This is a genomic window from Pseudomonas sp. NBRC 111123 (genome assembly GCF_001320205.1).
GTDB classification, from domain to species: domain Bacteria; phylum Pseudomonadota; class Gammaproteobacteria; order Pseudomonadales; family Pseudomonadaceae; genus Aquipseudomonas; species Aquipseudomonas putida_J.
Map to the genome: position 1 here is coordinate 47109 of NZ_BCAZ01000026.1, position 20737 is coordinate 67845.

At 63.8% G+C, this 20737-nt stretch carries 18 protein-coding genes and 4 tRNA genes; 18 read left to right on the forward strand and 4 right to left on the reverse strand.

Annotation, left to right across the window (positions count from 1 at the left end; translation table 11 throughout):
- Nucleotides 1-2: 2 nt before the first annotated feature.
- The 10 genes from APH27_RS14805 to APH27_RS14850 all read left to right on the forward strand — a co-directional run bounded on the left by APH27_RS14805 (nucleotide 3) and on the right by APH27_RS14850 (nucleotide 6709).
- A complete protein-coding gene (locus tag APH27_RS14805; RefSeq protein WP_060485195.1) occupies nucleotides 3-671 on the forward strand; it encodes an SPOR domain-containing protein in 669 nt (222 codons plus the stop codon).
- Between the two features lie 161 nt (nucleotides 672-832).
- Nucleotides 833-1390: a CvpA family protein gene (locus tag APH27_RS14810; RefSeq protein WP_027919143.1), complete on the forward strand. Its 558-nt coding sequence runs from the start codon at nucleotides 833-835 to the stop codon at nucleotides 1388-1390.
- A 42-nt stretch (nucleotides 1391-1432) separates the two neighbouring features.
- Complete coding sequence (gene purF, locus APH27_RS14815; RefSeq protein WP_027919142.1) at nucleotides 1433-2938, forward strand: amidophosphoribosyltransferase; 1506 nt, start codon at nucleotides 1433-1435, stop codon at nucleotides 2936-2938.
- A gap of 15 nt (nucleotides 2939-2953) precedes the next feature.
- Nucleotides 2954-4165: an O-succinylhomoserine sulfhydrylase gene (locus APH27_RS14820; protein ID WP_060485196.1), complete on the forward strand. Its 1212-nt coding sequence runs from the start codon at nucleotides 2954-2956 to the stop codon at nucleotides 4163-4165.
- On the forward strand, nucleotides 4165-4935 hold the full coding sequence (locus APH27_RS14825; RefSeq protein ID WP_177326700.1) for an SDR family oxidoreductase: 771 nt from the start codon (nucleotides 4165-4167) through the stop codon (nucleotides 4933-4935). The genes APH27_RS14820 and APH27_RS14825 overlap by 1 nt, the downstream gene beginning before the upstream one ends.
- 148 nt (nucleotides 4936-5083) lie before the next feature.
- A tRNA-Val gene (locus APH27_RS14830) sits at nucleotides 5084-5159 on the forward strand.
- Between the two features lie 66 nt (nucleotides 5160-5225).
- Nucleotides 5226-5302: transfer RNA gene (locus APH27_RS14835), tRNA-Asp, on the forward strand.
- 99 nt (nucleotides 5303-5401) lie between these two features.
- Nucleotides 5402-5478, forward strand: a tRNA-Asp gene (locus tag APH27_RS14840).
- A gap of 140 nt (nucleotides 5479-5618) precedes the next feature.
- A tRNA-Asp gene (locus APH27_RS14845) sits at nucleotides 5619-5695 on the forward strand.
- Between the two features lie 189 nt (nucleotides 5696-5884).
- Nucleotides 5885-6709: a DUF2242 domain-containing protein gene (locus APH27_RS14850; RefSeq protein WP_060485197.1), complete on the forward strand. Its 825-nt coding sequence runs from the start codon at nucleotides 5885-5887 to the stop codon at nucleotides 6707-6709.
- Between the two features lie 224 nt (nucleotides 6710-6933).
- On the opposite strand, the gene APH27_RS14855 is transcribed toward APH27_RS14850, so the two are convergent.
- Together APH27_RS14855 and APH27_RS14860 are read right to left on the reverse strand one after the other, a co-directional pair.
- Nucleotides 6934-7974, reverse strand: a complete 1041-nt coding sequence (locus tag APH27_RS14855) for an AraC family transcriptional regulator (RefSeq protein WP_027919138.1) — start codon at nucleotides 7972-7974, stop codon at nucleotides 6934-6936.
- Nucleotides 7975-7978: 4 nt separating this feature from the next.
- On the reverse strand, nucleotides 7979-9097 hold the full coding sequence (locus tag APH27_RS14860; RefSeq protein WP_060485198.1) for a nitrilase-related carbon-nitrogen hydrolase: 1119 nt from the start codon (nucleotides 9095-9097) through the stop codon (nucleotides 7979-7981).
- A 186-nt stretch (nucleotides 9098-9283) separates the two neighbouring features.
- Between APH27_RS14860 and APH27_RS14865 the strand changes: the two genes are divergently transcribed.
- Both APH27_RS14865 and APH27_RS14870 read left to right on the forward strand, forming a co-directional pair.
- A complete protein-coding gene (locus APH27_RS14865) occupies nucleotides 9284-11320 on the forward strand; it encodes an NADPH-dependent 2,4-dienoyl-CoA reductase (RefSeq protein ID WP_060485199.1) in 2037 nt (678 codons plus the stop codon).
- A 136-nt stretch (nucleotides 11321-11456) separates the two neighbouring features.
- Nucleotides 11457-12347, forward strand: a complete 891-nt coding sequence (locus APH27_RS14870; RefSeq protein WP_156335887.1) for a 1-aminocyclopropane-1-carboxylate deaminase/D-cysteine desulfhydrase — start codon at nucleotides 11457-11459, stop codon at nucleotides 12345-12347.
- On the opposite strand, the gene cybB is transcribed toward APH27_RS14870, so the two are convergent.
- Nucleotides 12338-12883: a cytochrome b561 gene (gene cybB / locus APH27_RS14875; protein WP_027919134.1), complete on the reverse strand. Its 546-nt coding sequence runs from the start codon at nucleotides 12881-12883 to the stop codon at nucleotides 12338-12340. The genes APH27_RS14870 and cybB overlap by 10 nt on opposite strands.
- 144 nt (nucleotides 12884-13027) lie before the next feature.
- Entirely contained in the window at nucleotides 13028-14008 is a 981-nt protein-coding gene (locus APH27_RS14880) for a DUF1853 family protein (RefSeq protein WP_027919133.1), read from the reverse strand.
- A 44-nt stretch (nucleotides 14009-14052) separates the two neighbouring features.
- On the opposite strand from APH27_RS14880, the gene APH27_RS14885 reads away from it, so the two are divergent.
- Genes APH27_RS14885 through pepN form a run of 6 tightly spaced genes read left to right on the forward strand, consistent with a single transcriptional unit; the run spans nucleotide 14053 to nucleotide 20570 of the window.
- Nucleotides 14053-14943, forward strand: a complete 891-nt coding sequence (locus tag APH27_RS14885) for an NAD(+) kinase (protein ID WP_027919132.1) — start codon at nucleotides 14053-14055, stop codon at nucleotides 14941-14943.
- Complete coding sequence (locus tag APH27_RS14890; RefSeq protein ID WP_060485200.1) at nucleotides 14943-15914, forward strand: metallophosphoesterase; 972 nt, start codon at nucleotides 14943-14945, stop codon at nucleotides 15912-15914. The genes APH27_RS14885 and APH27_RS14890 overlap by 1 nt, the downstream gene beginning before the upstream one ends.
- Nucleotides 15911-16798: a rhomboid family intramembrane serine protease gene (locus tag APH27_RS14895; protein ID WP_027919130.1), complete on the forward strand. Its 888-nt coding sequence runs from the start codon at nucleotides 15911-15913 to the stop codon at nucleotides 16796-16798. Before APH27_RS14890 ends, APH27_RS14895 begins: the two co-directional genes overlap by 4 nt.
- A 13-nt stretch (nucleotides 16799-16811) precedes the next feature.
- Nucleotides 16812-17072, forward strand: a complete 261-nt coding sequence (locus tag APH27_RS14900; RefSeq protein ID WP_016485539.1) for a YeaC family protein — start codon at nucleotides 16812-16814, stop codon at nucleotides 17070-17072.
- Nucleotides 17069-17899, forward strand: coding sequence for a DUF2797 domain-containing protein (locus tag APH27_RS14905; RefSeq protein WP_027919129.1), 831 nt, complete (start codon nucleotides 17069-17071; stop codon nucleotides 17897-17899). The genes APH27_RS14900 and APH27_RS14905 overlap by 4 nt, the downstream gene beginning before the upstream one ends.
- Before the next feature lie 13 nt (nucleotides 17900-17912).
- Entirely contained in the window at nucleotides 17913-20570 is a 2658-nt protein-coding gene (gene pepN, locus APH27_RS14910) for an aminopeptidase N (protein WP_060485201.1), read from the forward strand.
- Nucleotides 20571-20737 lie beyond the last annotated feature (167 nt).

Below are 20737 nucleotides of genomic sequence, written 5' to 3' on the forward strand. Positions count from 1 at the left end.
AGATGGCAGTGCTGGACAAAGGGATGAAGCAGCGCATGGTGGGTGCGTTGGTGCTTGTGGCGCTGGCGGTGATATTCCTGCCGATGCTGTTCACCCGCCAGGACGAGATGCGCCAGGTGCGTGTCGACGCCCCACAGGCGCCGGCCATGCCGAGCCTGCCGGAGGTCAAGGTCGAGCAGGTGGCAGTGCCTGAACCGCAGCCGCTGCCGGAGGAGCCCCAGCAACAGCCGGTGGTGGTCAGCGAGTCGACAGCGCCGGTGAGGGCGCCGAGCCAGCCGATCACGCCGTCGCCGCAGACCCAGCCTCAGCCCCAGGTGCAAGCCCAGCCCAAGCCGCAGACGCCTGTGCCCACGCCAACGCCCGCACCTGCTGCCAAGGCAGCGGCGCCCGTAGCGTCTGCGCCTGCGCCGTCGAAGATCGACGTCAATGGCTTGCCGGTGAGCTGGTCGATCCAGCTGGCCAGCCTGTCCAGCCGTGCCGGCGCCGAGAACCTGCAGAAGACCCTGCGCAGCCAGGGTTACAACGCCTATATCCGCTCGGCCGGTGGCATGAACCGGGTGTATGTCGGGCCGCTGATCGAGCGAGCCGAAGCTGACAGGCTGAAAGACGTGATCAACCGCCAGCAGAAGCTCAATGGCTTCGTGACGCGATTCCAGCCTGAAAAAGGCTGAAGCTGCGCACTGCCGCCATGGTAGGAACTGCCTTGCCGGGGCGCTCACAAAAGGGCGCCGCAGGCCCGAAAACCTGACCCGCCGATCCACCTGACATTCCGCTTACTCCCAGCCTTTCGCTCTGGTAAAATGCGCCGCCTCAAACGTCTGCAGGCAGCACCGTGGCCTTTACCCTGGTTGATTGGGCGATCATCGCGATCATCGCCGTCTCCACACTGATCAGTCTCAAGCGCGGCTTCGTCAAGGAGGCCTTGTCCCTGCTCATCTGGATCGTTGCAGGGGCGGTTGCCTGGATGTTCGGCGGGTCGCTTTCGGTGTACCTTGAAAGCTACATCCAGACGCCGTCGATGCGCATCATCGCCGGCTGCGCCATTCTTTTCGTCGCCACCCTGCTGGTGGGGGCCATGCTCAACTTCCTCATCGGTGAGCTGATCCGCGTGACCGGGCTGTCCGGTACCGATCGTTTCCTCGGCATGGCCTTTGGCGCCGCGCGCGGGGGCTTGCTGGTGGTGGTGGCCGTCGGGCTGCTCAGCCTGGGGCCGGTGCAACAAGACACCTGGTGGCAGGAATCACGCCTGATACCACAGTTTCTATTGGTCGCTGACTGGTCGAAAAACCTGATTCTGGGTTTCACCGGGCAGTGGACTTCCAGTGGGCTGATCAGCGCTCCGGCTGATCTTCCATTCAAGGAGCAGTTGCTCGGGCCGGCAAAGCCCTGAGCGCTGTTCGTTCAAGTTTCATCAAAGTAGGGGTTGCGTCGCATGTGTGGCATCGTCGGTATCGTCGGTAAGTCGAACGTCAATCAGGCGCTGTATGACGCGCTTACGGTCCTCCAGCACCGCGGCCAGGACGCTGCCGGTATCGTGACCAGCCACGACGGCCGGTTGTTCCTGCGCAAGGATAATGGCCTGGTGCGCGACGTGTTCCAGCAGCGCCACATGCAGCGCCTGGTCGGCAGCATCGGCATCGGCCACGTGCGCTACCCGACCGCGGGCAGCTCGACTTCGGCCGAAGCCCAGCCGTTCTACGTCAACTCGCCATACGGCATCACCCTGGCGCATAACGGTAACCTGACCAACGTCGAGCAGCTGGCCAAGGAGATCTACGAGTCTGATCTGCGCCACGTCAACACCAATTCCGACTCGGAAGTGCTGCTGAACGTGTTCGCCCATGAGCTGGCAGTGCGTGGCAAGCTGCAGCCGACCGAAGAAGACGTGTTTGCCGCAGTCTCCCACGTGCACAGCCGCTGCGTCGGTGGTTATGCAGTCGTCGCGATGATCACCGGCTACGGTATCGTCGGCTTCCGTGACCCGCATGGCATCCGCCCGGTGGTGTTCGGCCAGCGCCACACCGACGAAGGCGTGGAATACATGATCGCCTCGGAAAGCGTCGCCCTGGACGTGCTCGGTTTCACCCTGATCCGCGACCTGGCGCCAGGCGAAGCGGTATACATCACCGAAGAAGGCCAGCTGTTCACCAAGCAGTGTGCCGAAGCGCCGAAGCTGCAACCGTGCATCTTCGAGCACGTCTACCTGGCCCGCCCGGACTCGATCATCGACGGTATCTCGGTGTACAAGGCCCGTCTGCGCATGGGTGAAAAGCTCGCCGACAAGATCATGCGCGAGCGCCCTGAGCACGATATCGACGTGGTCATCCCGATTCCGGACACCAGCCGTACTGCCGCGCTGGAACTGGCCAACCGCCTGGGCGTGAAATTCCGCGAAGGCTTCGTCAAGAACCGCTACATCGGCCGTACCTTCATCATGCCTGGCCAGGCTGCGCGCAAGAAATCGGTGCGCCAGAAGCTCAACGCCATCGAGCTGGAGTTCCGCGGCAAGAACGTGATGCTGGTGGACGACTCGATCGTGCGCGGCACCACCTGCAAGCAGATCATCCAGATGGCCCGCGAAGCCGGCGCCAAGAACGTCTACTTCTGCTCCGCAGCCCCTGCGGTGCGCTACCCCAACGTCTACGGCATCGACATGCCGAGTGTTCACGAACTGATCGCCCACAACCGTACCACCGAACAGGTGGCCGAGTTGATCGGCGCCGACTGGCTGGTCTACCAGGACCTGCCAGACCTGATCGACTCGGTCGGTGGCGGCAAGATCAAGATCGATCATTTCGATTGCGCGGTGTTCAACGGTGAATACGTCACCGGCGACATCGACGAAGCCTACCTCGACCGCATCGAGCAGGCCCGTAACGACTTGGCCAAGGTCAAGAACCAGGCGGTCAGCGCGATCATCGACCTCTACAACAACTGATTTGGGAGCGACGGCATGACGGATCAATGGGATGCCGGACGACTGGACAGTGACCTCGAGGGTGTCGGTTTCGACACCCTGGCGGTGCGCGCTGGTCAAAACCGTACACCGGAGGCCGAGCACAGCGAAGCGCTGTTCCTGACCTCCAGCTATGTGTTCCGCACGGCAGCCGATGCCGCTGCGCGCTTTGCCGGCGAAACGCCGGGCAACGTCTACTCGCGCTATACCAACCCGACCGTGCGTGCGTTCGAAGAGCGCTTGGCGGCCATGGAAGGTGCCGAGCAGGCCGTGGGCACTTCCACCGGCATGGCAGCGATCCTTGCCGTGGTCATGTCACTGTGCAGTGCTGGTGACCACGTGCTGGTGTCGCAGAGCGTGTTCGGCTCGACCATCAGCCTGTTCGAGAAGTATTTCAAGCGCTTCGGCGTGCAAGTGGACTACGTGCCACTGGTCGACCTCGCTGGCTGGGAAAAGGCCATCAAGGACAATACCAAGCTGCTGATCGTCGAATCGCCGTCCAACCCACTGGCCGAACTGGTCGACATCCGTGCGCTGGCTGAAATTGCCCACGCCCGTGGCGCCTTGCTGGTGGTAGACAACTGCTTCAGCACCCCGGCCTTGCAGCAACCGCTCAAGCTCGGTGCCGACATCGTGTTCCACTCGGCCACCAAGTTCATCGATGGCCAGGGCCGTTGCATGGGGGGTGTGGTTGCCGGCCGAGCCGAACAGATGAAAGAAGTGGTGGGCTTCCTGCGTACCGCCGGGCCGACCCTCAGCCCGTTCAACGCCTGGATCTTCACCAAGGGCCTGGAAACCCTCAAGCTGCGCATGCGTGCGCACTGCGAGAGCGCCCAGCGGCTGGCCGAGTGGCTGGAGCAGCAGGACGGCGTGGAGAAGGTGCATTACGCCGGCCTGCCGAGCCACCCGCAGCACGAACTGGCCAAGCGCCAGATGAGTGGCTTTGGTGCGGTGGTCAGCTTCGAGGTCAAAGGTGGCAAAGAGGGCGCCTGGCGCTTCATCGATGCGACCCGGGTGATTTCGATCACCACCAACCTCGGCGACAGCAAGACCACCATCGCCCACCCGGCCACCACCTCCCACGGCCGTCTGTCGCCGCAGGAGCGTGAGGCTGCAGGTATCCGTGACAACCTGATCCGGGTTGCCGTGGGCCTGGAAGACGTGGCCGACCTGCAGGCGGACCTCGCCCGTGGGTTGGCGGTGCTGTGATGGAAATCCGAGGCGGTGTGCCAGGCCATAACGGTCGGGTTGCCCTGGTCACCGGTGCCGCTCGCGGCATCGGCCTGGGCATTGCCGCCTGGCTTATCTGCGAAGGTTGGCAAGTGGTGCTCAGCGACCTTGACCGCCAGCGCGGCAACAAGGTTGCCAAGGCCTTGGGTGAAAACGCCTGGTTCATCACCATGGACGTGGCCGACGAGGCCCAGGTCAGTGCCGGGGTGTCCGAGGTGCTCGGCCAGTTCGGGCGGCTGGATGCGCTGGTGTGCAACGCGGCGATCGCCAACCCGCACAACCAGACCCTGGAAAGCCTGAGCCTGGCGCAGTGGAACCGGGTGCTGGCCGTCAACCTCAATGGCCCCATGCTGCTGGCCAAGCATTGTGCGCCGTACCTGCGTGCGCACAATGGCGCAATCGTCAACCTGACCTCTACCCGTGCCCGGCAGTCCGAGCCGGACACCGAGGCCTACGCGGCGAGCAAGGGCGGCCTGGTGGCCTTGACCCATGCACTGGCCATGAGCCTGGGCCCGGAGATCCGTGTCAATGCGGTGAGCCCGGGCTGGATCGATGCGCGTGACCCTTCCCAGCGCCGTGCCGAGCCGTTGACCGATGCCGATCATGCTCAGCATCCGACCGGCAGGGTAGGGACCGTGGAAGATGTTGCGGCCATGGTCGCCTGGCTGCTGTCGCGCCAGGCCGGGTTCGTCACCGGCCAGGAGTTCGTGGTCGACGGCGGCATGACCCGCAAGATGATCTACACCTGAGCTGGCAGCCCTAAGGGAAGGGGACCGAAAGGTCCCTTTTCCGTTTTTGCCTTTTTTGAAAAAAATTCAACGGGGCTATTGACTTAGCTTCGGTACCTGCGTAAATTTCGCGGCCTCAGCGAAGCAAACGCAACAAGCAACATCGCGAGGGTGATTAGCTCAGCCGGGAGAGCATCTGCCTTACAAGCAGAGGGTCGGCGGTTCGATCCCGTCATCACCCACCACTTCCTGAGATTGTTTCTAGCGCTGGACGCTTCTGATGAAGCCATAGCCGGAGAGAAACGCACTGCGCAGCGGTAGTTCAGTCGGTTAGAATACCGGCCTGTCACGCCGGGGGTCGCGGGTTCGAGTCCCGTCCGCTGCGCCATTTTTCAGTAGCAGATGGGTGCTTGGCACCGGTCTGAAGCCTAAGGCAAAACGCCTGAGGCTGATCCCAGTTTCAATCAGGCGCAAGCCTGAACGATACGCAGCGGTAGTTCAGTCGGTTAGAATACCGGCCTGTCACGCCGGGGGTCGCGGGTTCGAGTCCCGTCCGCTGCGCCATCTTCGTTTCGAGGTCCCTAGAACACCTTGAAGCAATCACAGATGAAGCGATCTCACGTCGCTTTTTTTGTGCCTGCCCTGAGGCCATCGCGCCGGAAGGGTAGACCCAGGTTTCAATCGGGCGCAAGCCTGAATGATACGCAGCGGTAGTTCAGTCGGTTAGAATACCGGCCTGTCACGCCGGGGGTCGCGGGTTCGAGTCCCGTCCGCTGCGCCATCTTCGCTACAAGGCCCTTGAACGCCTTGAAGCACCGAGAAAGCGACCTTCGGGTCGCTTTTTTCGTTTATGGGCCTCGGCGATGACCAGATTTACACGAACCTGACAGACTCTTCACCGATCAACGGTTCCTGTGCTTGCCTGCTGTGATGCACAATAGGCCTCTTTTTGACTTACCCGGAATCCGCAATGACCAGATCATCCGTCTTTGGTGCGCTCGGGCTGGCCCTGGTGCTGGCGGGCGTGACCGGTTGCTCCTCGAAGAAAGCCGCCATCTACGAGCACGAGAACTTCGACGATTCGGGGACCTATTCGCGCAGCTTCCCGGTGACCGATGCCGGCTCCTGCGAAGCAGCCCGCCGTGCACTGCTCAGCCAGGGCTACATCATCACCAGCAGTGGCGCCAACCAGGTGATGGGCAACAAGAGCTTCCAGCAGAACAGCGAAAACCACCTGCAGATCAGCTTCAACGTGACCTGTGCGCCAGATGTCAACGACGACAAGCGTTCGACCATGTTCGCCAACGCGCTGCAGGACCGCTACAGCCTTAAAAAGTCCAACAGCTCGGCCAGCCTGGGTGTCGGTGTGCTCGGTTCGGTATCCATGCCGATTGGCTCCAGCGACGACTCGATGGTCAAGGTCGCCAGCGAGACGGTCACGGCGGCCCAGTTCTACGACCGTTACTTCGCCCTTGTCGAAAGTTTCCTGCCCAAGCCGAAGAAGGTCGCCAAGGCGAAGGTCGAGGCGCCTGTCGTCAAGCCCGAAAAGCCCGCGCCAGACCTGGGCTTGCCGGAACAGGCAGCAGTGGCGCCAGCAGCCGCACCGCCAACGGCAGCCCCGCTGGTTGAGAGCTCTCCCGCACCTGCGGCGGTTGCTCCTGCCAGTGAAGCAGTTGCCAAACCGGTGGTCGATGACAGCCAGGGTTCGCAACCGGTGGCGCCGCCCGCGGAGGCTGCACCGATTCAGGTGCAGCAGGACGCAGAGCCTGCTGCGTCGGCATCGCCGTCGCTTTAATCAGCTGTTACAGATGAGCGGCGATAAGTTCCTGAACACCTGCTACGTTTACCACTCATGAGCTTGTCATCATTCCTTCACCCGGCTCGCTTAGGTTGAAGGCATGACCAACGAAGACAGATGAGTAGAGGACGCAGGGCGATGGATGACTATCAGGAAGAGCTGCTCGAATTTCAGGCTTACGAACTGGACCCGCCAGAACCGGCAGACGACGCCACAGAGCTCTAACCTGCCCGCCGCTGGTTGCGGCGAAACTCCCCCGGCGTAAGGCCCGTCCAGCGCTTGAATGCGCGCTGGAAGGCCTCTGCCGATGCAAACCCCAACAGATAGGCGATTTCGCCAAAGGCCAGCTCCGTATCGCGGATATAGGCTTCGGCAAGGTCGCGTCGTGTGTCATTGAGCAGGTCGCGAAAACGCGTGCCTTCTTCAGCCAGTTTGCGCCGCAATGTCCAGGTGGGCAGTTGCAGGTGCAATGCCACTTCTTCCAGGTCGGGTTCACGACCGCCATTGAGCAACGGCCCGAGCAGGTGGGTGATGCGCTCGCCCAGGCTGCGTACCCGTGTGCTCTGGAGCATCTGCGCTTCACACAACTGCAGCAGGTGGGCGAAGGTGCTCGGGCAGTGCTGTGTGTTGGCCAGCTCGAGCGTGCTGCGGCTCAGACGCAAGCGGTTGGCACTGGCGGCGAATTGCACCGGTGTGCTGCAAAGGGATTGATACCTGGCGGCGTAGCCGGGTGCATCGAATTCGACTTCCAGGCGCTCGGCCTGCAAAGGGGCGCCAGCCAGGGCGGCGAGCTGAGTCAGCCAGCCGGCCAATAGCGAATCGACCACAAAGCGGTTGTAGTCGTTGTAGGGGCTGATCGAATAGAAGCTCAGCCATGCGCCTTGGGCGTCTTCCTGGTAGCTGGAATGGCCACGATAGTTGGCGGCGTAAAGTGGCTCGAAACGCAGCAGTGTGTGTGCCGCCTCTCCCAGGGTCGGGGCCTGGGCCGCTGTGACGCCGGCCAAACCGGCCTGGGCCAGGCGGCTGAGTTGCCCCATGCGCAGGCCCAGCGCAGGCTCGCCACACAGCGCGATGGCCGCATGCCCCAAGTGCATGTAGCGCGGGATCGACAGGCGCGCACCGGCTTCGGCCAGGCGTGCGGTATCGAGCCCGTATTGCTGCAACAGCGAAGCCGGATCATGGCCCAGCTCGCGCAGCGCCTCGGCAAGAGGCTGGACGAAACCTACCGAAAGGTCGCCAAGGCGCACGCGGGGGCGGCTCATGTGCCTACAGCCACACGTTCAGTAGGCGCGCGCCGTGGCTGGGAGGGCCTGCCAGCAACTCACCTGACTGATGGGCAAAGCCCTGGCCGTCGCTCCCCTGTTCCCAGAACTGCCCACGCATGAACACGCTCATGCTGCTGACACTGTCACCTGCGGCCTGGGTCAGGCGTTGCCAGGCGGTCTGCTCGCTGACCTCGCCGCGCTGCAGGGCCAGCTCGGCAGCGGCGTCCTGATGGCGATTGCCGCGCCAGGGGGCATCCCAGCTACCTTTGCCGCTGAGGAACACCGGGTTGGCGATCAGCTGGACTTGCTGCTGCTGCAATTGGCGCTGGTTTTCGGGGTACCAGCTGTCGCTGCCAATCAGTACGCCGAGGCGCCCGGCGGGAGTCTGCAGTACCTGCAACGGGTAATCCCGGCCAGGGTGGATGTAGCGCCGTGTTTCGCTGTCGGGGTATTGCTGGTGTTGGGGTTGGCCCAGCAGCGAGCCATCCGCAGCAAACACCATGCTGCTGTTGAACAGCGGCCCGTGGCCAATGTGCAGCACGCCCTGATCGACGTAGGGCGCGGGCAGTACGATCGAGCCTGCCACCAGGGTCACGCCGAACTCCTTGGCCAGGCCGCCGAACAGTTGCTGGTAATCGCTGGCCATCTGCTGGGCTTTCATGCGCAGGTGGGCATCGGCGCGCCGATCGTCGCCATTGGCGCTCAGCATCGCCAGGCCATAGCGCAGCGGGTTGCTCAGCTCCAGCCACTGCTCGGCGTCACGGTTGCGGGTGACCTGGTACAGCTCGTTTTTTTCGCCTCGCGCCCACAGCCAGGTGCCGATGTGCTCGGGCAGCACCACGACCGTGCGCGGGCCAACCAGGCCCTGGGTGCGAGCCTGCTCCAGGTAGGCAGAAAGCTTGCGGTGCAGACGTTGCAGGTTCTGGTAGTCGCTGGGGAACAGCAACGGCTCGATACCCAGCAGATTGCCATGCTCGCCAGGCACGCCGTGGTTGAGCGCCAGTTCGATGCGCAAATCGGAGAGGTAGTGGCCTTCCGGGCGCTGTTGGGTCCAGAAGCCGTAACCGCAAAGCGCGGCAATCGTCACCAGCGCCAGGGCGCCTGCCAGGAGTTTTCGCATGAAGCGGTGCAGCGCCTTGGATAAGAGGGTTACCTAGGGTAGTACTGCTGTGCGCAAGGATCAATAAGTTGTCAGTTTCGATCATTGAGCGCGTTCAAACGGCTGTTTAATGTCGCAGGCAGACAAACGACGGGCACCCGCAGAGGTGCTCGCACTCCGTGATCACGCCACCTGGGGAACCGTACCATGGCTGCCGACCGCTACCCGCATTTGCTGGCCCCGCTGGATCTGGGCTTTACCACATTGCGCAACCGCACCCTGATGGGCTCGATGCACACCGGCCTCGAGGAGCGCCCGGGCGGTTTCGAACGCATGGCGGCGTATTTTGCCGAGCGCGCCCGGGGTGGTGTCGGCCTGATGGTTACGGGTGGCATTGCACCGAACGATGAAGGTGGGGGGTACTCCGGCGCTGCCAAGCTCAGCACCGAGGAAGAGGCTGACAAGCATCGCATCGTCACCGAGGCCGTGCATGCCGCAGGTGGCAAGATCTGCCTGCAGATCCTGCATACCGGGCGCTACGCCTACAGCCCGCGCCTGGTAGCGCCGAGCGCGATCCAGGCACCGATCAACCCGTTCAAACCCAAGGAGCTGGACGAAGCGGGTATCGAGAAGCAGATCGCCGACTTCGTCAATTGCGCCGCGCTGGCACAGCGCGCGGGCTACGACGGTGTCGAGATCATGGGCTCGGAAGGCTACTTCATCAATCAGTTCCTCGCTGCCCATACCAACCACCGCACTGATCGCTGGGGCGGCAGCTACGAAAACCGCATGCGCCTGGCGGTGCAGATCGTCACCCGCGTGCGCGATGCGGTGGGGCCGAACTTCATCATCATTTTCCGCCTGTCGATGCTCGACCTGGTCGAGGGCGGCAGCACCTGGGACGAGATCGAGGTGCTGGCCAAGGCCATCGAACAGGCTGGCGCAACATTGATCAATACCGGCATCGGCTGGCACGAAGCGCGCATCCCCACCATCGCCACCAAAGTGCCGCGTGCGGCGTTCAGCAAGGTCACCGCCAAGCTGCGTGGCGTGGTGAACATTCCGCTGATCACCACCAACCGCATCAATACCCCGGAAGTGGCAGAAGCGGTGCTGGCCGAGGGTGATGCCGACATGGTGTCGATGGCCCGGCCATTCCTTGCCGACCCGGACTTCGTCAACAAGGCGTCAGAAGGGCGTGCTGACGAAATCAATACCTGCATCGGCTGCAACCAGGCGTGCCTGGACCACATCTTCGGTGGCAAGCTGACCAGTTGCCTGGTCAACCCGCGGGCCTGCTACGAGACCGAGCTCAACTACCTGCCGGTGCGCGCCGTGAAGCGCATCGCCGTGGTTGGCGCAGGCCCAGCAGGCCTGGCAGCGGCCACCGTGGCGGCCGAGCGTGGCCATGAGGTGACGTTGTTCGAAGCCGCCAGCGAGATTGGTGGGCAGTTCAACGTGGCCAAACGGGTGCCGGGCAAGGAGGAATTCCACGAGACCTTGCGCTACTTCCGCAACAAGGTGAAAAGCACCGGTGTCGACCTGCGCCTGAATACCCGGGTCGATGTGCAGGCGCTGGTAAGCGGTGGATACGACGAGATCATCCTGGCCAGTGGTATTGCGCCACGTACCCCGGCCATTCCCGGTGTCGAACATGCCAAGGTGCTGAGCTACCTGGACGTGCTGCTCGAGCGCAAACCGGTCGGCAAATCGGTCGCGGTGATTGGCGCGGGCGGCATCGGTTTCGATGTTTCCGAGTACCTGGTGCATCAGGGCGTGGCCAGCAGCCAGGACCGCGAAGCGTTCTGGAAAGAGTGGGGGATTGATACCCACCTGGAGGCGCGCGGTGGGGTTGCCGGGATCAAGGCCGAGCCACACGCGCCGGCGCGGCAGGTGTACCTGTTGCAGCGCAAGAAGTCCAAGGTCGGCGATGGCCTGGGCAAGACCACCGGCTGGATTCACCGTACCGGGTTGAAAAACAAACAGGTGCAGATGCTCAACAGTGTCGAGTACCTGCAGATTGACGACGCCGGCCTGCATATTCGTGTTGGCGACGGTGAGCCGCAGGTGCTGGCCGTGGACAACGTGGTGATCTGCGCCGGGCAGGAGCCGTTGCGTGAGCTGCACGAAGGGCTGCTGGCGGCAGGGCAGTCGGTGCACCTGATCGGTGGCGCCGATGTGGCAGCCGAGCTGGATGCCAAACGGGCCATCAACCAAGGGTCTCGATTGGCCGCTGAACTTTGAGATCGCCGGGGCCGCTGTGCGGCCCTTTCGCAACGCAAGGCCGCTCCTACAGGCGACACGTTCCCTTGTAGGAGCGGCCTTGTGTCGTGAAAGGGGGGCGCAGCGCCCCCAGAATTTCACTGATAGACTCCGCTCCATGTACCTGCATCTACCCCAAGCCCCGCTCCAGCCTCTTGATCTGCCTTGGCTCCAGCAAGCTGAAATTCAGGCCGCCATCCTGCGCCTGGACCTGATCGACCCGCTGATCAGCGGCAACAAGTGGTTCAAGCTTCGCCACCACCTGCAGCAAGCCCATCATTCCAGTGCCCCCGGCCTGATCAGCCTGGGCGGCAATCATTCCAACCACCTCCACGCCCTGGCTGCAGCCGGCAAACGCTTCGGCTTCGCCACCGCCGGGCTGTTGCGCGGCCACCCCCAGGAAACCCCCACGGTGCGCGACCTGCAAGCCTTGGGCATGGACCTTCACTGGCTAGGCTACGGCGGCTATCGGGCACGCCATGAGGCTGGGTTCTGGCAGCCTTGGCAGGCGCGTTATCCAGGCTGGCACTGCATTCCCGAGGGCGGTGGCGGGGCAGCAGGCGCCGAGGGTTGTGCGCTGGTCGTCCAGCAGGCGCGTGCGCAATTGTCGGCACTGGGATGGCCAGGCTACGACGCCTGGTGGCTGGCTGCAGGTACCGGCACCACGCTGGCAGGGCTGGTGCTGGCCGAGGCAGGGGCGCATGCAGTGCATGGCGCCTTGGCGGTGCCGATGGATCATGGCGTGCCGGAGGCAGTCGCTGAACTGGCCGGCACGCAGGGCTACCAGTTGCACGATGCCTGCCGTGGCGGCTTCGGTAAGTTCGATGATGAGTTGCTGGCCTTCGTCGCCGAGAGTGAGCAGTACACGGGCGTGCCGTTCGAGGCCCTGTATACCGGCAAGGCCTTGCTGGCCCTGCGCGATCAGGTCGAGGCCGGGCTGTTCGCGCCCGGTACCCGCCTGATCTTCCTGCACACGGGCGGCCTGCAGGGCCGTCGCGGTTACTTGTAGGGCAGCATGCGCAGCAGCGTGTTGTCGCGCTGCACGTAGTGGTGGTAGAGCCCGGCCAGCGCATGCAGGCCGATCAGCCAGTAACCCCAGGTCGCCACCCGCTCATGCCAGCCCTTGATGAATTTGGCCTGGTCCGGGTTCGGGCCGATCAGGTGCGGCAGTTCCAGGCCGAAGAACGGCACCGGTTTGTCGGCGGCACTGAGAATCAGCCAGCCGGCCAGGGGCAGGCCGATCATCAGCAGGTACAGCGCCAGGTGCATCAGGTGCGCAAGGCCGGTCTGCCAGGCTGGTGGCTTGGGCACGATAGGCGGGGTCGGGCGGCTCAGGCGCACGGCCAGGCGCAGCCAGACCAGCACGAACACGCTCAGGCCGAGCATGAAGTGCAGGTCTTTCATCAGGTTGCGCTCAGCGCTGTCCTTGGGGAACAGGCCGCGGAACTCGATGCAGGCGTAAACAGCGGCCAGCAGCACCAGCATCAGCCAATGCAGGGCGATGGACAGGCGTGCGTAATGGGGCGCGGGGGTGGATGAAACCATGATCGGTCCTCGTCATCAGGTTGGAATGGCGCTCTTGCTGGCGCTCTGGGGTAACTGTAATCGCAATCTGGGAAGAAAGTTTTGCGCCAGGCCGGTGAAATTTGTGTTGTCAGTCTCGGCCCTTTCGCGGCGGTGCAGGCAACCTCAATTTCCGGGTAGGTGTGGCCAGCTGTCAGCCACCAGAAACACGCGCTCGGCTTCCTGCCAGGCACCATCGTCACCCAGCTCCAACCTCACCAGCAGTTGCGCCGGTGTATGTTCGTCCAGCTGCTCCAGCCAGTCTGCAAACAGCTGCACCGTCCAGCATTCATCCGTCTCGACCCGCGCGGGCGCCAGCCAGGCATGCCGTGCCAGTGGTTGCCAGTGTTCATCCGCTGCAACGCGCCAATCGCTTCGCCGTACCCAGCGCCCGCGCAAATGCCGGGGGTTGGCACCTGCAGGCGGCGCGGCATGCCCTGGCCATGGGTAGAACAGATAGCCGCCCAGCCACAGGTGCGCCTGCACATGGGCGACCCCCACGGCAGCCAGCGCTTCGCGGCTCTGTACGTCTGCCGACATGGGCAACTGATGCCCGGCGACGTGCGCCAGCTTGCTCCCCAGGCGGTCATGGCAGCCTGGCCCGAGCCAGTGCGCCGGGTCGCGTCCGTCTTCCACCGTCGGCCCCAGGTAGAGCTTGATCGCCAGCTCCAGATGCTGAGTGCCTTCGCCATCACGCATCAGAATGTCCAGCTCGCCCAAGGTTCGCCCGCCCGCACGAATTGCCAGGTTGGATGCCAGCAACTCGACCCCGGGCGCTTGCGCCAGGGCAAACTGCCACAGGCCTTCGTAGTACAAACCCAGGCGGCGGCTGGTGAGCTTGGCCAACCAGTCGCGCAAGGGCAGGTCATCTGCATCCAGGGCGCACAGCCAGTCCTTCAGGCGTTGCGGATCACCCGCCCAGGCACTGCCCGCCAGCGGGTGGCGCTGGGGGCAGGGCGGGGCGCTGAGCAGCGCAGGCGACAGCAGGGTCCAGGCCAGGTCGCGCACGGCAGGGCGGCGCAAGCGGCGGGGCAGCTCATGGAGCTCGGCAAATGGCATCATGCTGCGAGCATAGCCGGTTTGCCGCTGCCCGGTCGTTTCGCCCATAATCGCGGCATCGTCACCCCGCCGCAGAGCCTCGCAGGAGCCCCATGGAGCAATTTCGCAATATCGGTATCATCGGCCGCCTTGGCAGCTCGCAGGTGCTCGACACCATTCGCCGACTGAAAAAATTCCTCCTCGAGCGCCACCTGCACGTGATTCTCGAGGACACCATCGCCGAAGTGTTGCCTGGCCACGGCCTGCAAACCTCGACGCGCAAGCTGCTCGGTGAGGTCTGCGACCTGGTCATCGTCGTCGGTGGCGACGGCAGCCTGCTAGGCGCTGCCCGCGCCTTGGCCCGGCACAATGTTCCGGTGCTGGGTATCAACCGCGGCAACCTGGGCTTTCTGACCGACATCCGCCCGGACGAACTGGAGCAGAAAGTCGCCGAAGTGCTCGACGGCCACTACCTGGTTGAAAACCGCTTCCTGCTGCAGGCCGAGGTGCGCCGTCATCACGAAGCCATCGGCCAGGGCGACGCGCTCAACGACGTGGTCCTGCACCCGGGCAAGTCGACGCGGATGATCGAATTCGAGATCTACATCGACGGCCAGTTCGTCTGCAGCCAGAAGGCCGACGGCCTGATCGTCGCCACTCCGACCGGCTCCACCGCTTATGCGCTGTCGGCCGGCGGCCCCATCATGCACCCCAAGCTCGACGCCATTGTCATCGTGCCGATGTACCCGCACACTCTGTCGGGCCGTCCGATCGTGGTCGACGGCAACAGCGAGTTGAAGATCGTGGTGTCCAAGGACCTGCAGATCTACCCGCAAGTGTCGTGCGACGGCCAGAACCACTTCACCTGCGCCCCGGGCGACACCATCACGGTCAGCAAGAAGCCGCAGAAGCTGCGCCTGATCCACCCGCTCGATCACAACTACTATGAGGTGTGTCGCACCAAACTCGGCTGGGGCAGCCGCCTGGGAGGCAGGGACGACTGATGCTCGATCCGGCGCGCAGTTTCGACATCATCGGCGACGTGCACGGTTGTGCACTGACCCTCGAACGCCTGCTCGACGCCCTGGGCTACAAACGCGTCGCTGGCGTGTGGCGCCACCCGCGGCGGCAGGCATTGTTCCTTGGCGACATCGTCGACCGAGGCCCGCGCATCCGCGAGGCACTGCATATCGTGCATGACATGGTCGAGGCCGGTCAGGCGTTCTGCATCATGGGCAACCACGAGTACAACGCTTTGGGCTGGGTCACCCCGGCACTGCCAGGCAGCGGCAAGGCGTTCGTGCGCGAACACACACCGCGCCACGCCCGGCTGATCGACGAAACCCTGACCCAATTTGCCCACCACCCCGGCGACTGGCACGACTTCGTGCAGTGGTTCTACGACATGCCGCTGTTCGTCGACGCGGGGCGCTTCCGCCTGGTGCATGCCTGCTGGGACCCGCAGCTGATCGCACCGCTGCGCCAGCAGTACCCGGACGGGCGCATCGACGAGCACTTCATCCAGGCTTCGGCGGTTTCCGGCAGCTTTGCCGCTACCGTGTGCAACCGTCTGCTGCGGGGCACCGACATGCGCCTGCCGGATGGGCTGACCCTCACCGGCGGCGATGGACTGACCCGCGCCTTCTTCCGTACCAAGTTCTGGGAAGAAGACCCGAAAACCTACGGCGACATCGTCTTCCAGCCCGATGCGTTGCCCGATGACGTTGCCCGCACGCCACTGAGCCATACCGAAAAGAACGCCCTGCTGCGCTATGCCGAGGACGAACCGATGCTGTTCGTCGGCCACTACTGGCGCAGCGGCCGCCCGGCGCCGATCCGCGCCAACCTGGCCTGCCTGGACTACAGCGCGGTGCTGTACGGAAAGCTGGCGGCCTACCGGCTGGATGATGAAACCCGCATCGACCCGCACAAGTTCGTCTGGGTCGACGTCGAACGCCCGCAGGCCAACCAATGAATATCATCGAAGTAATGCGCCTGCCGCTGTCGGTCGACCTCAGCGGCTTCGTCCACCTGCTGCAGCGCCTGCAATTGCCGCACCGGGTCAGCGAAGAGGGTGATGAGCAAGTGCTCTGGGCCCCCGACAGCCTGGCCGCCGACGTGCGCGAGCTCTACCAGCGTTTCCCCGATGGCAACGCGGATGTGCAGCTTGCGCAGGCCCCTGTAGGCGCGGACTCATCCGCGATGGCCCCCACACAGCCCTCCCTGGCGGACCAGGCCAAAGCCTGCAAGGTCACCGCCACCATCCTCGTTCTCTGCCTGGTCGTCGCCGGCCTCACCAGCCTGGGCGACAACCTCAACGCCATCAGCTGGTTCACCTTCCTCGACTTCCGCGTCCAAGGGGAATACCTGCATTTCACCCCGCTGGCCCAGGGCCTGGCCGAGGGCCAGTGGTGGCGCCTGGTGTCGCCCATGCTGTTGCACTTCGGCGTGCTGCACCTGGCCATGAATGGCATGTGGTACTGGGAGCTTGGCAAGCGCATCGAACTGCGCCAGGGCCCCTGGCTACTGCTGGGCCTGACCCTGCTGTTCAGCCTGGTGTCAAACCTGGCCCAGCACTACACCAGTGGCCCGAGCCTGTTCGGCGGCCTGTCCGGCGTGCTCTACGGCTTGCTCGGTCACGTCTGGCTGTACCAGTGGCTGGCGCCCAACCCTCACTTCAACCTGCCCAAGGGCGTGCTGGTGATGATGCTGATCTGGCTGGTGATCTGCCTGACCGGTGTGGTCGGCCAGCTCGGCTTCGGCCAGATCGCCAACGCCGCCCACGTCGGCGGGCTGCTCATCGGATGCCTGACCGGGCTCTTGGGCGGGGCGCTGGCCCGGCGTAAACTGTCGGCTTGAACCAGGAGACACTATGTCCACTTTCGCGCAAATGATCGAAAACATTACCCCGGAAATCTACGAGAGCCTGAAATTGGCCGTGGAAATCGGCAAATGGTCGGACGGGCGCAAGCTTACCGCCGAGCAGAAAGAACTGTCGCTGCAGGCGGTAATCGCCTGGGAGATGAAAAACCTGCCCGAAGAGCAGCGCACCGGTTACATGGGCCCGCAGGAATGCGCGTCCAAGTCCGCGCCCATCGCCAACATTCTGTTCAAGTCGGACTCGGTACATTGATCGAACTCGCTCGTGGCTCTTTGAGCAAGATGGCGGTCAGCCTGCAGGCGCCGGTGGTGCAATACAGCTTCCGCCTGGACGACACCCAGGTGCCGGTCAACCCGCTGATCGGCCAGCGCCTGCGCCTGGAATACCTCGGCGCCATTCACTGCAGCCATTGCGGCAAGCGCACCAAGACCAGCTTCAGCCAGGGTTACTGCTACCCGTGCATGACCAAGCTGGCCCAGTGTGACGTGTGCATCATGGCCCCGGAAAAATGCCACTACGACGCCGGCACCTGCCGCGAGCCGTCGTGGGGTGAGCAGTTCTGCATGACCGACCATGTGGTCTACCTGGCCAACTCGTCGGGGATCAAGGTCGGCATTACTCGCGCGACCCAGTTGCCCACCCGCTGGCTCGACCAGGGCGCAAGCCAGGCGCTGCCTATCATGCGCGTGGCCACCCGCCAGCAATCGGGCCTGGTCGAGGACGTGCTGCGCAGCCAGGTGCCGGACCGCACCAACTGGCGCGCGCTGCTAAAGGGCGACGCCGAAGTGCTCGACCTGCCGGCCATTCGCGAGCAGATTTTCGAGGCCTGTGCCGACGGGCTGCGCGAACTGCAGGGCCGTTTCGGCCTGCAGGCGATCCAGCCACTGCCCGACGCCGAGGTGGTGGAAATACGCTACCCGGTCGAGGCCTATCCGAAAAAGATCGTCAGCTTCAACCTCGACAAGGACCCGGTGGCCGAAGGCACGCTGCTGGGTATCAAGGGCCAGTACCTGATCTTTGACACCGGCGTGATCAATATTCGCAAGTACACGGCCTACCAGTTGGCCGTGCTCCAGTAAAAAGGACCTGCACATGCGTACCGAACAACCGCAAGTGATCTACCTCAAGGATTACCAGGCGCCCGAGTACCTGATCGACGAGACGCACCTGACCTTCGAGCTGTTCGAGGACCACACCCTGGTTCACGCGCAACTGGTCATGCGCCGCAACCCGGCACGTGGTGCCGGCCTGCCGCCACTGGAGCTCGACGGCCAGCAGCTGGAGCTGCTGCGCGCCTCGCTGGACGACCAGGAACTGCAACCAGGCGAGTACCAGCTCGACGCCGACAGCCTGACCGTGCAGCCCAAGGCTGAACGCTTCACCCTCGACACCAGCGTGAAGATCCACCCGCAGAGCAACACCGCGCTGGAAGGCCTGTACAAGTCCGGCAAGATGTTCTGCACCCAGTGCGAGGCCGAGGGCTTCCGCAAGATCACCTATTACCTCGATCGCCCGGACGTGATGAGCACTTTCACCACCACGGTGATCGCCGAGCAGCATCGCTACCCGGTGCTGTTGAGCAACGGCAACCCGATCGGCAGCGGCCCGGCAGAAGAAGGCCGCCACTGGGCGACCTGGGAAGACCCGTTCATGAAACCGGCCTACCTGTTCGCGCTGGTGGCCGGTGACCTGTGGTGCGTGGAAGACAACTTCGTCCGCCAATCCGGCCGCGACGTGACCCTGCGTATCTACGTCGAGCCCGAGAACATCGACAAGTGCGACCACGCCATGGTCAGCCTGAAGAAGTCCATGCGCTGGGATGAAGAAGTCTACGGCCGTGAATACGACCTGGATATCTTCATGATCGTCGCGGTGAACGACTTCAACATGGGCGCCATGGAAAACAAGGGCCTGAACATCTTCAACTCGAGCTGCGTGCTGGCCCGCGCCGAAACCGCCACCGACGCCGCTCACCAGCGTGTCGAGGGTGTTGTCGCCCACGAGTACTTCCACAACTGGTCAGGCAACCGCGTGACCTGCCGCGACTGGTTCCAGCTGTCGCTCAAGGAAGGCTTCACGGTGTTCCGCGATGCCGAGTTCAGCGCTGACATGAACTCGCGCACGGTCAAGCGCATCGAGGACGTCGCCTACCTGCGCACCCACCAGTTCGCCGAAGATGCCGGCCCCATGGCCCACCCGGTGCGCCCGGACAGCTTCATCGAAATCTCCAACTTCTACACCCTGACCGTGTACGAGAAGGGCGCCGAAGTGGTACGCATGGTACGTACCTTGCTGGGCGCCGAAGGCTTCCGCAAGGGCAGCGACCTGTACTTCGAGCGCCACGATGGCCAGGCGGTGACCACCGACGACTTCATCAAGGCCATGGAAGACGCCAACGGCGTCGACCTGGCCCAGTTCAAACGCTGGTACAGCCAGGCCGGCACTCCGCGCCTGGACGTGAGCGAGGCTTTTGATGCTGGTGCCCAGACCTACAGCCTGACCTTCCGCCAGAGCTGCCCGCAGACCCCGGACAAGGCCGAGAAGCTGCCGTTCGTGATCCCGGTGGAGCTGGGCCTGCTCGATGCTCAAGGCAACGACCTGCCGCTGCAACTGGCCGGTGAAGCCACTGCCGCTGGTACCAGCCGGGTGCTGTCGGTGACTGAAGCCGAGCAGACCTTCACCTTCCAGGGTATCGCCGCCAAGCCGTTGCCTTCGCTGCTGCGGGGTTTCAGTGCGCCAGTGAAGCTGAGCTTCGCATATGACCGCGACCAGCTGATGTTCCTCATGCAGCACGACAGCGACGGCTTCAACCGCTGGGAAGCGGGCCAGCAGCTGTCGGTGCAAGTGCTGCAGGAGCTGATCGGCCAGCATCAGCGCGGTGAAGCGCTGAAGCTCGACCAGCGCCTGATCACCGCCCTCGGTACCGTGCTGGGCAACGCATCGCTGGACCCCGCCATGGTCGCCGAGATGCTCTCTCTGCCAGGCGAAGCCTACCTGACCGAGATCAGCCAGGTGGCCGATGTGGACGCCATCCACGCCGCCCGTGAGTTTGCCCGGCAACAGATCGCCGAGCAGCTGTTCGACGCCCTGTGGGCGCGTTACCAGGCCAACCGCGAAGTGTCGCGCAACACCCCTTACGTGGCCGCCGCCGAGCACTTCGCCCGCCGCAGCCTGCAGAACATTGCCCTGTCGTACCTGATGCAAAGCGGCAAGCCTCAGGTGCTGGAGGCGACCCTGGAGCAGTTCGAGCAGTGCGACAACATGACCGAGCGCCTGACCGCGCTGGCCGTGCTGGTCAACTCGCCGTTCGAGACCGAGCGCGCCAAGGCGCTGGAAAGCTTTGCCGAGCACTTCAAGGACAACCCGCTGGTCATGGACCAGTGGTTCAGCGTGCAGGCAGCCAGCACGCTGCCGGGCGGGCTGGCGCGGGTCAAGGCGCTGATGCAGCACCCGGCGTTCACCCTGAAAAACCCGAACAAGGTACGGGCGCTGATCGGTGCCTTCGCCGGGCAGAACCTGGTCAATTTCCATGCAGCCGATGGTTCGGGCTATCGCTTCCTGGCGGACCTGGTGATCGAGTTGAATGCGCTGAATCCGCAGATCGCTTCGCGTCAACTGGCACCGCTGACCCGCTGGCGCAAGTATGACGACGCGCGGCAAGTGCTGATGAAGGGCGAGCTGGAGCGGATTCTCGCGTCCGGCGAGCTGTCCAGCGATGTGTATGAAGTGGTGAGCAAGAGCCTAGCTTGAGTTTTTTGTAGCCTGCCCCGGCCTCTTCGCGGGTAAACCCGCTCCCGCAGGTACTGCACAGGGTTCAATGTCTGTGCGGTCGCTGTGGGAGCGGGTTTACCCGCGAAGCTTTTGGGCGGTTAACAAAACATAACGCAGCGTGCGTTGTATTCGCGCAACCTTCCCCG

Coding starts and splice junctions, on each gene's coding strand:
- APH27_RS14805 (WP_060485195.1), top strand. CDS start 3: ATGGCAGTGCTGGACAAAGGGATGAAGCAGCGCATGGTGGGTGCGTTG.
- purF (WP_027919142.1), top strand. CDS start 1,433: ATGTGTGGCATCGTCGGTATCGTCGGTAAGTCGAACGTCAATCAGGCG.
- APH27_RS14820 (WP_060485196.1), top strand. CDS start 2,954: ATGACGGATCAATGGGATGCCGGACGACTGGACAGTGACCTCGAGGGT.
- APH27_RS14825 (WP_177326700.1), top strand. CDS start 4,165: ATGGAAATCCGAGGCGGTGTGCCAGGCCATAACGGTCGGGTTGCCCTG.
- APH27_RS14850 (WP_060485197.1), top strand. CDS start 5,885: ATGACCAGATCATCCGTCTTTGGTGCGCTCGGGCTGGCCCTGGTGCTG.
- APH27_RS14855 (WP_027919138.1), bottom strand. CDS start 7,974: ATGAGCCGCCCCCGCGTGCGCCTTGGCGACCTTTCGGTAGGTTTCGTC.
- APH27_RS14860 (WP_060485198.1), bottom strand. CDS start 9,097: ATGCGAAAACTCCTGGCAGGCGCCCTGGCGCTGGTGACGATTGCCGCG.
- APH27_RS14865 (WP_060485199.1), top strand. CDS start 9,284: ATGGCTGCCGACCGCTACCCGCATTTGCTGGCCCCGCTGGATCTGGGC.
- APH27_RS14870 (WP_156335887.1), top strand. CDS start 11,457: ATGTACCTGCATCTACCCCAAGCCCCGCTCCAGCCTCTTGATCTGCCT.
- cybB (WP_027919134.1), bottom strand. CDS start 12,883: ATGGTTTCATCCACCCCCGCGCCCCATTACGCACGCCTGTCCATCGCC.
- APH27_RS14880 (WP_027919133.1), bottom strand. CDS start 14,008: ATGGGCGAAACGACCGGGCAGCGGCAAACCGGCTATGCTCGCAGCATG.
- APH27_RS14885 (WP_027919132.1), top strand. CDS start 14,053: ATGGAGCAATTTCGCAATATCGGTATCATCGGCCGCCTTGGCAGCTCG.
- APH27_RS14890 (WP_060485200.1), top strand. CDS start 14,943: ATGCTCGATCCGGCGCGCAGTTTCGACATCATCGGCGACGTGCACGGT.
- APH27_RS14895 (WP_027919130.1), top strand. CDS start 15,911: ATGAATATCATCGAAGTAATGCGCCTGCCGCTGTCGGTCGACCTCAGC.
- APH27_RS14900 (WP_016485539.1), top strand. CDS start 16,812: ATGTCCACTTTCGCGCAAATGATCGAAAACATTACCCCGGAAATCTAC.
- pepN (WP_060485201.1), top strand. CDS start 17,913: ATGCGTACCGAACAACCGCAAGTGATCTACCTCAAGGATTACCAGGCG.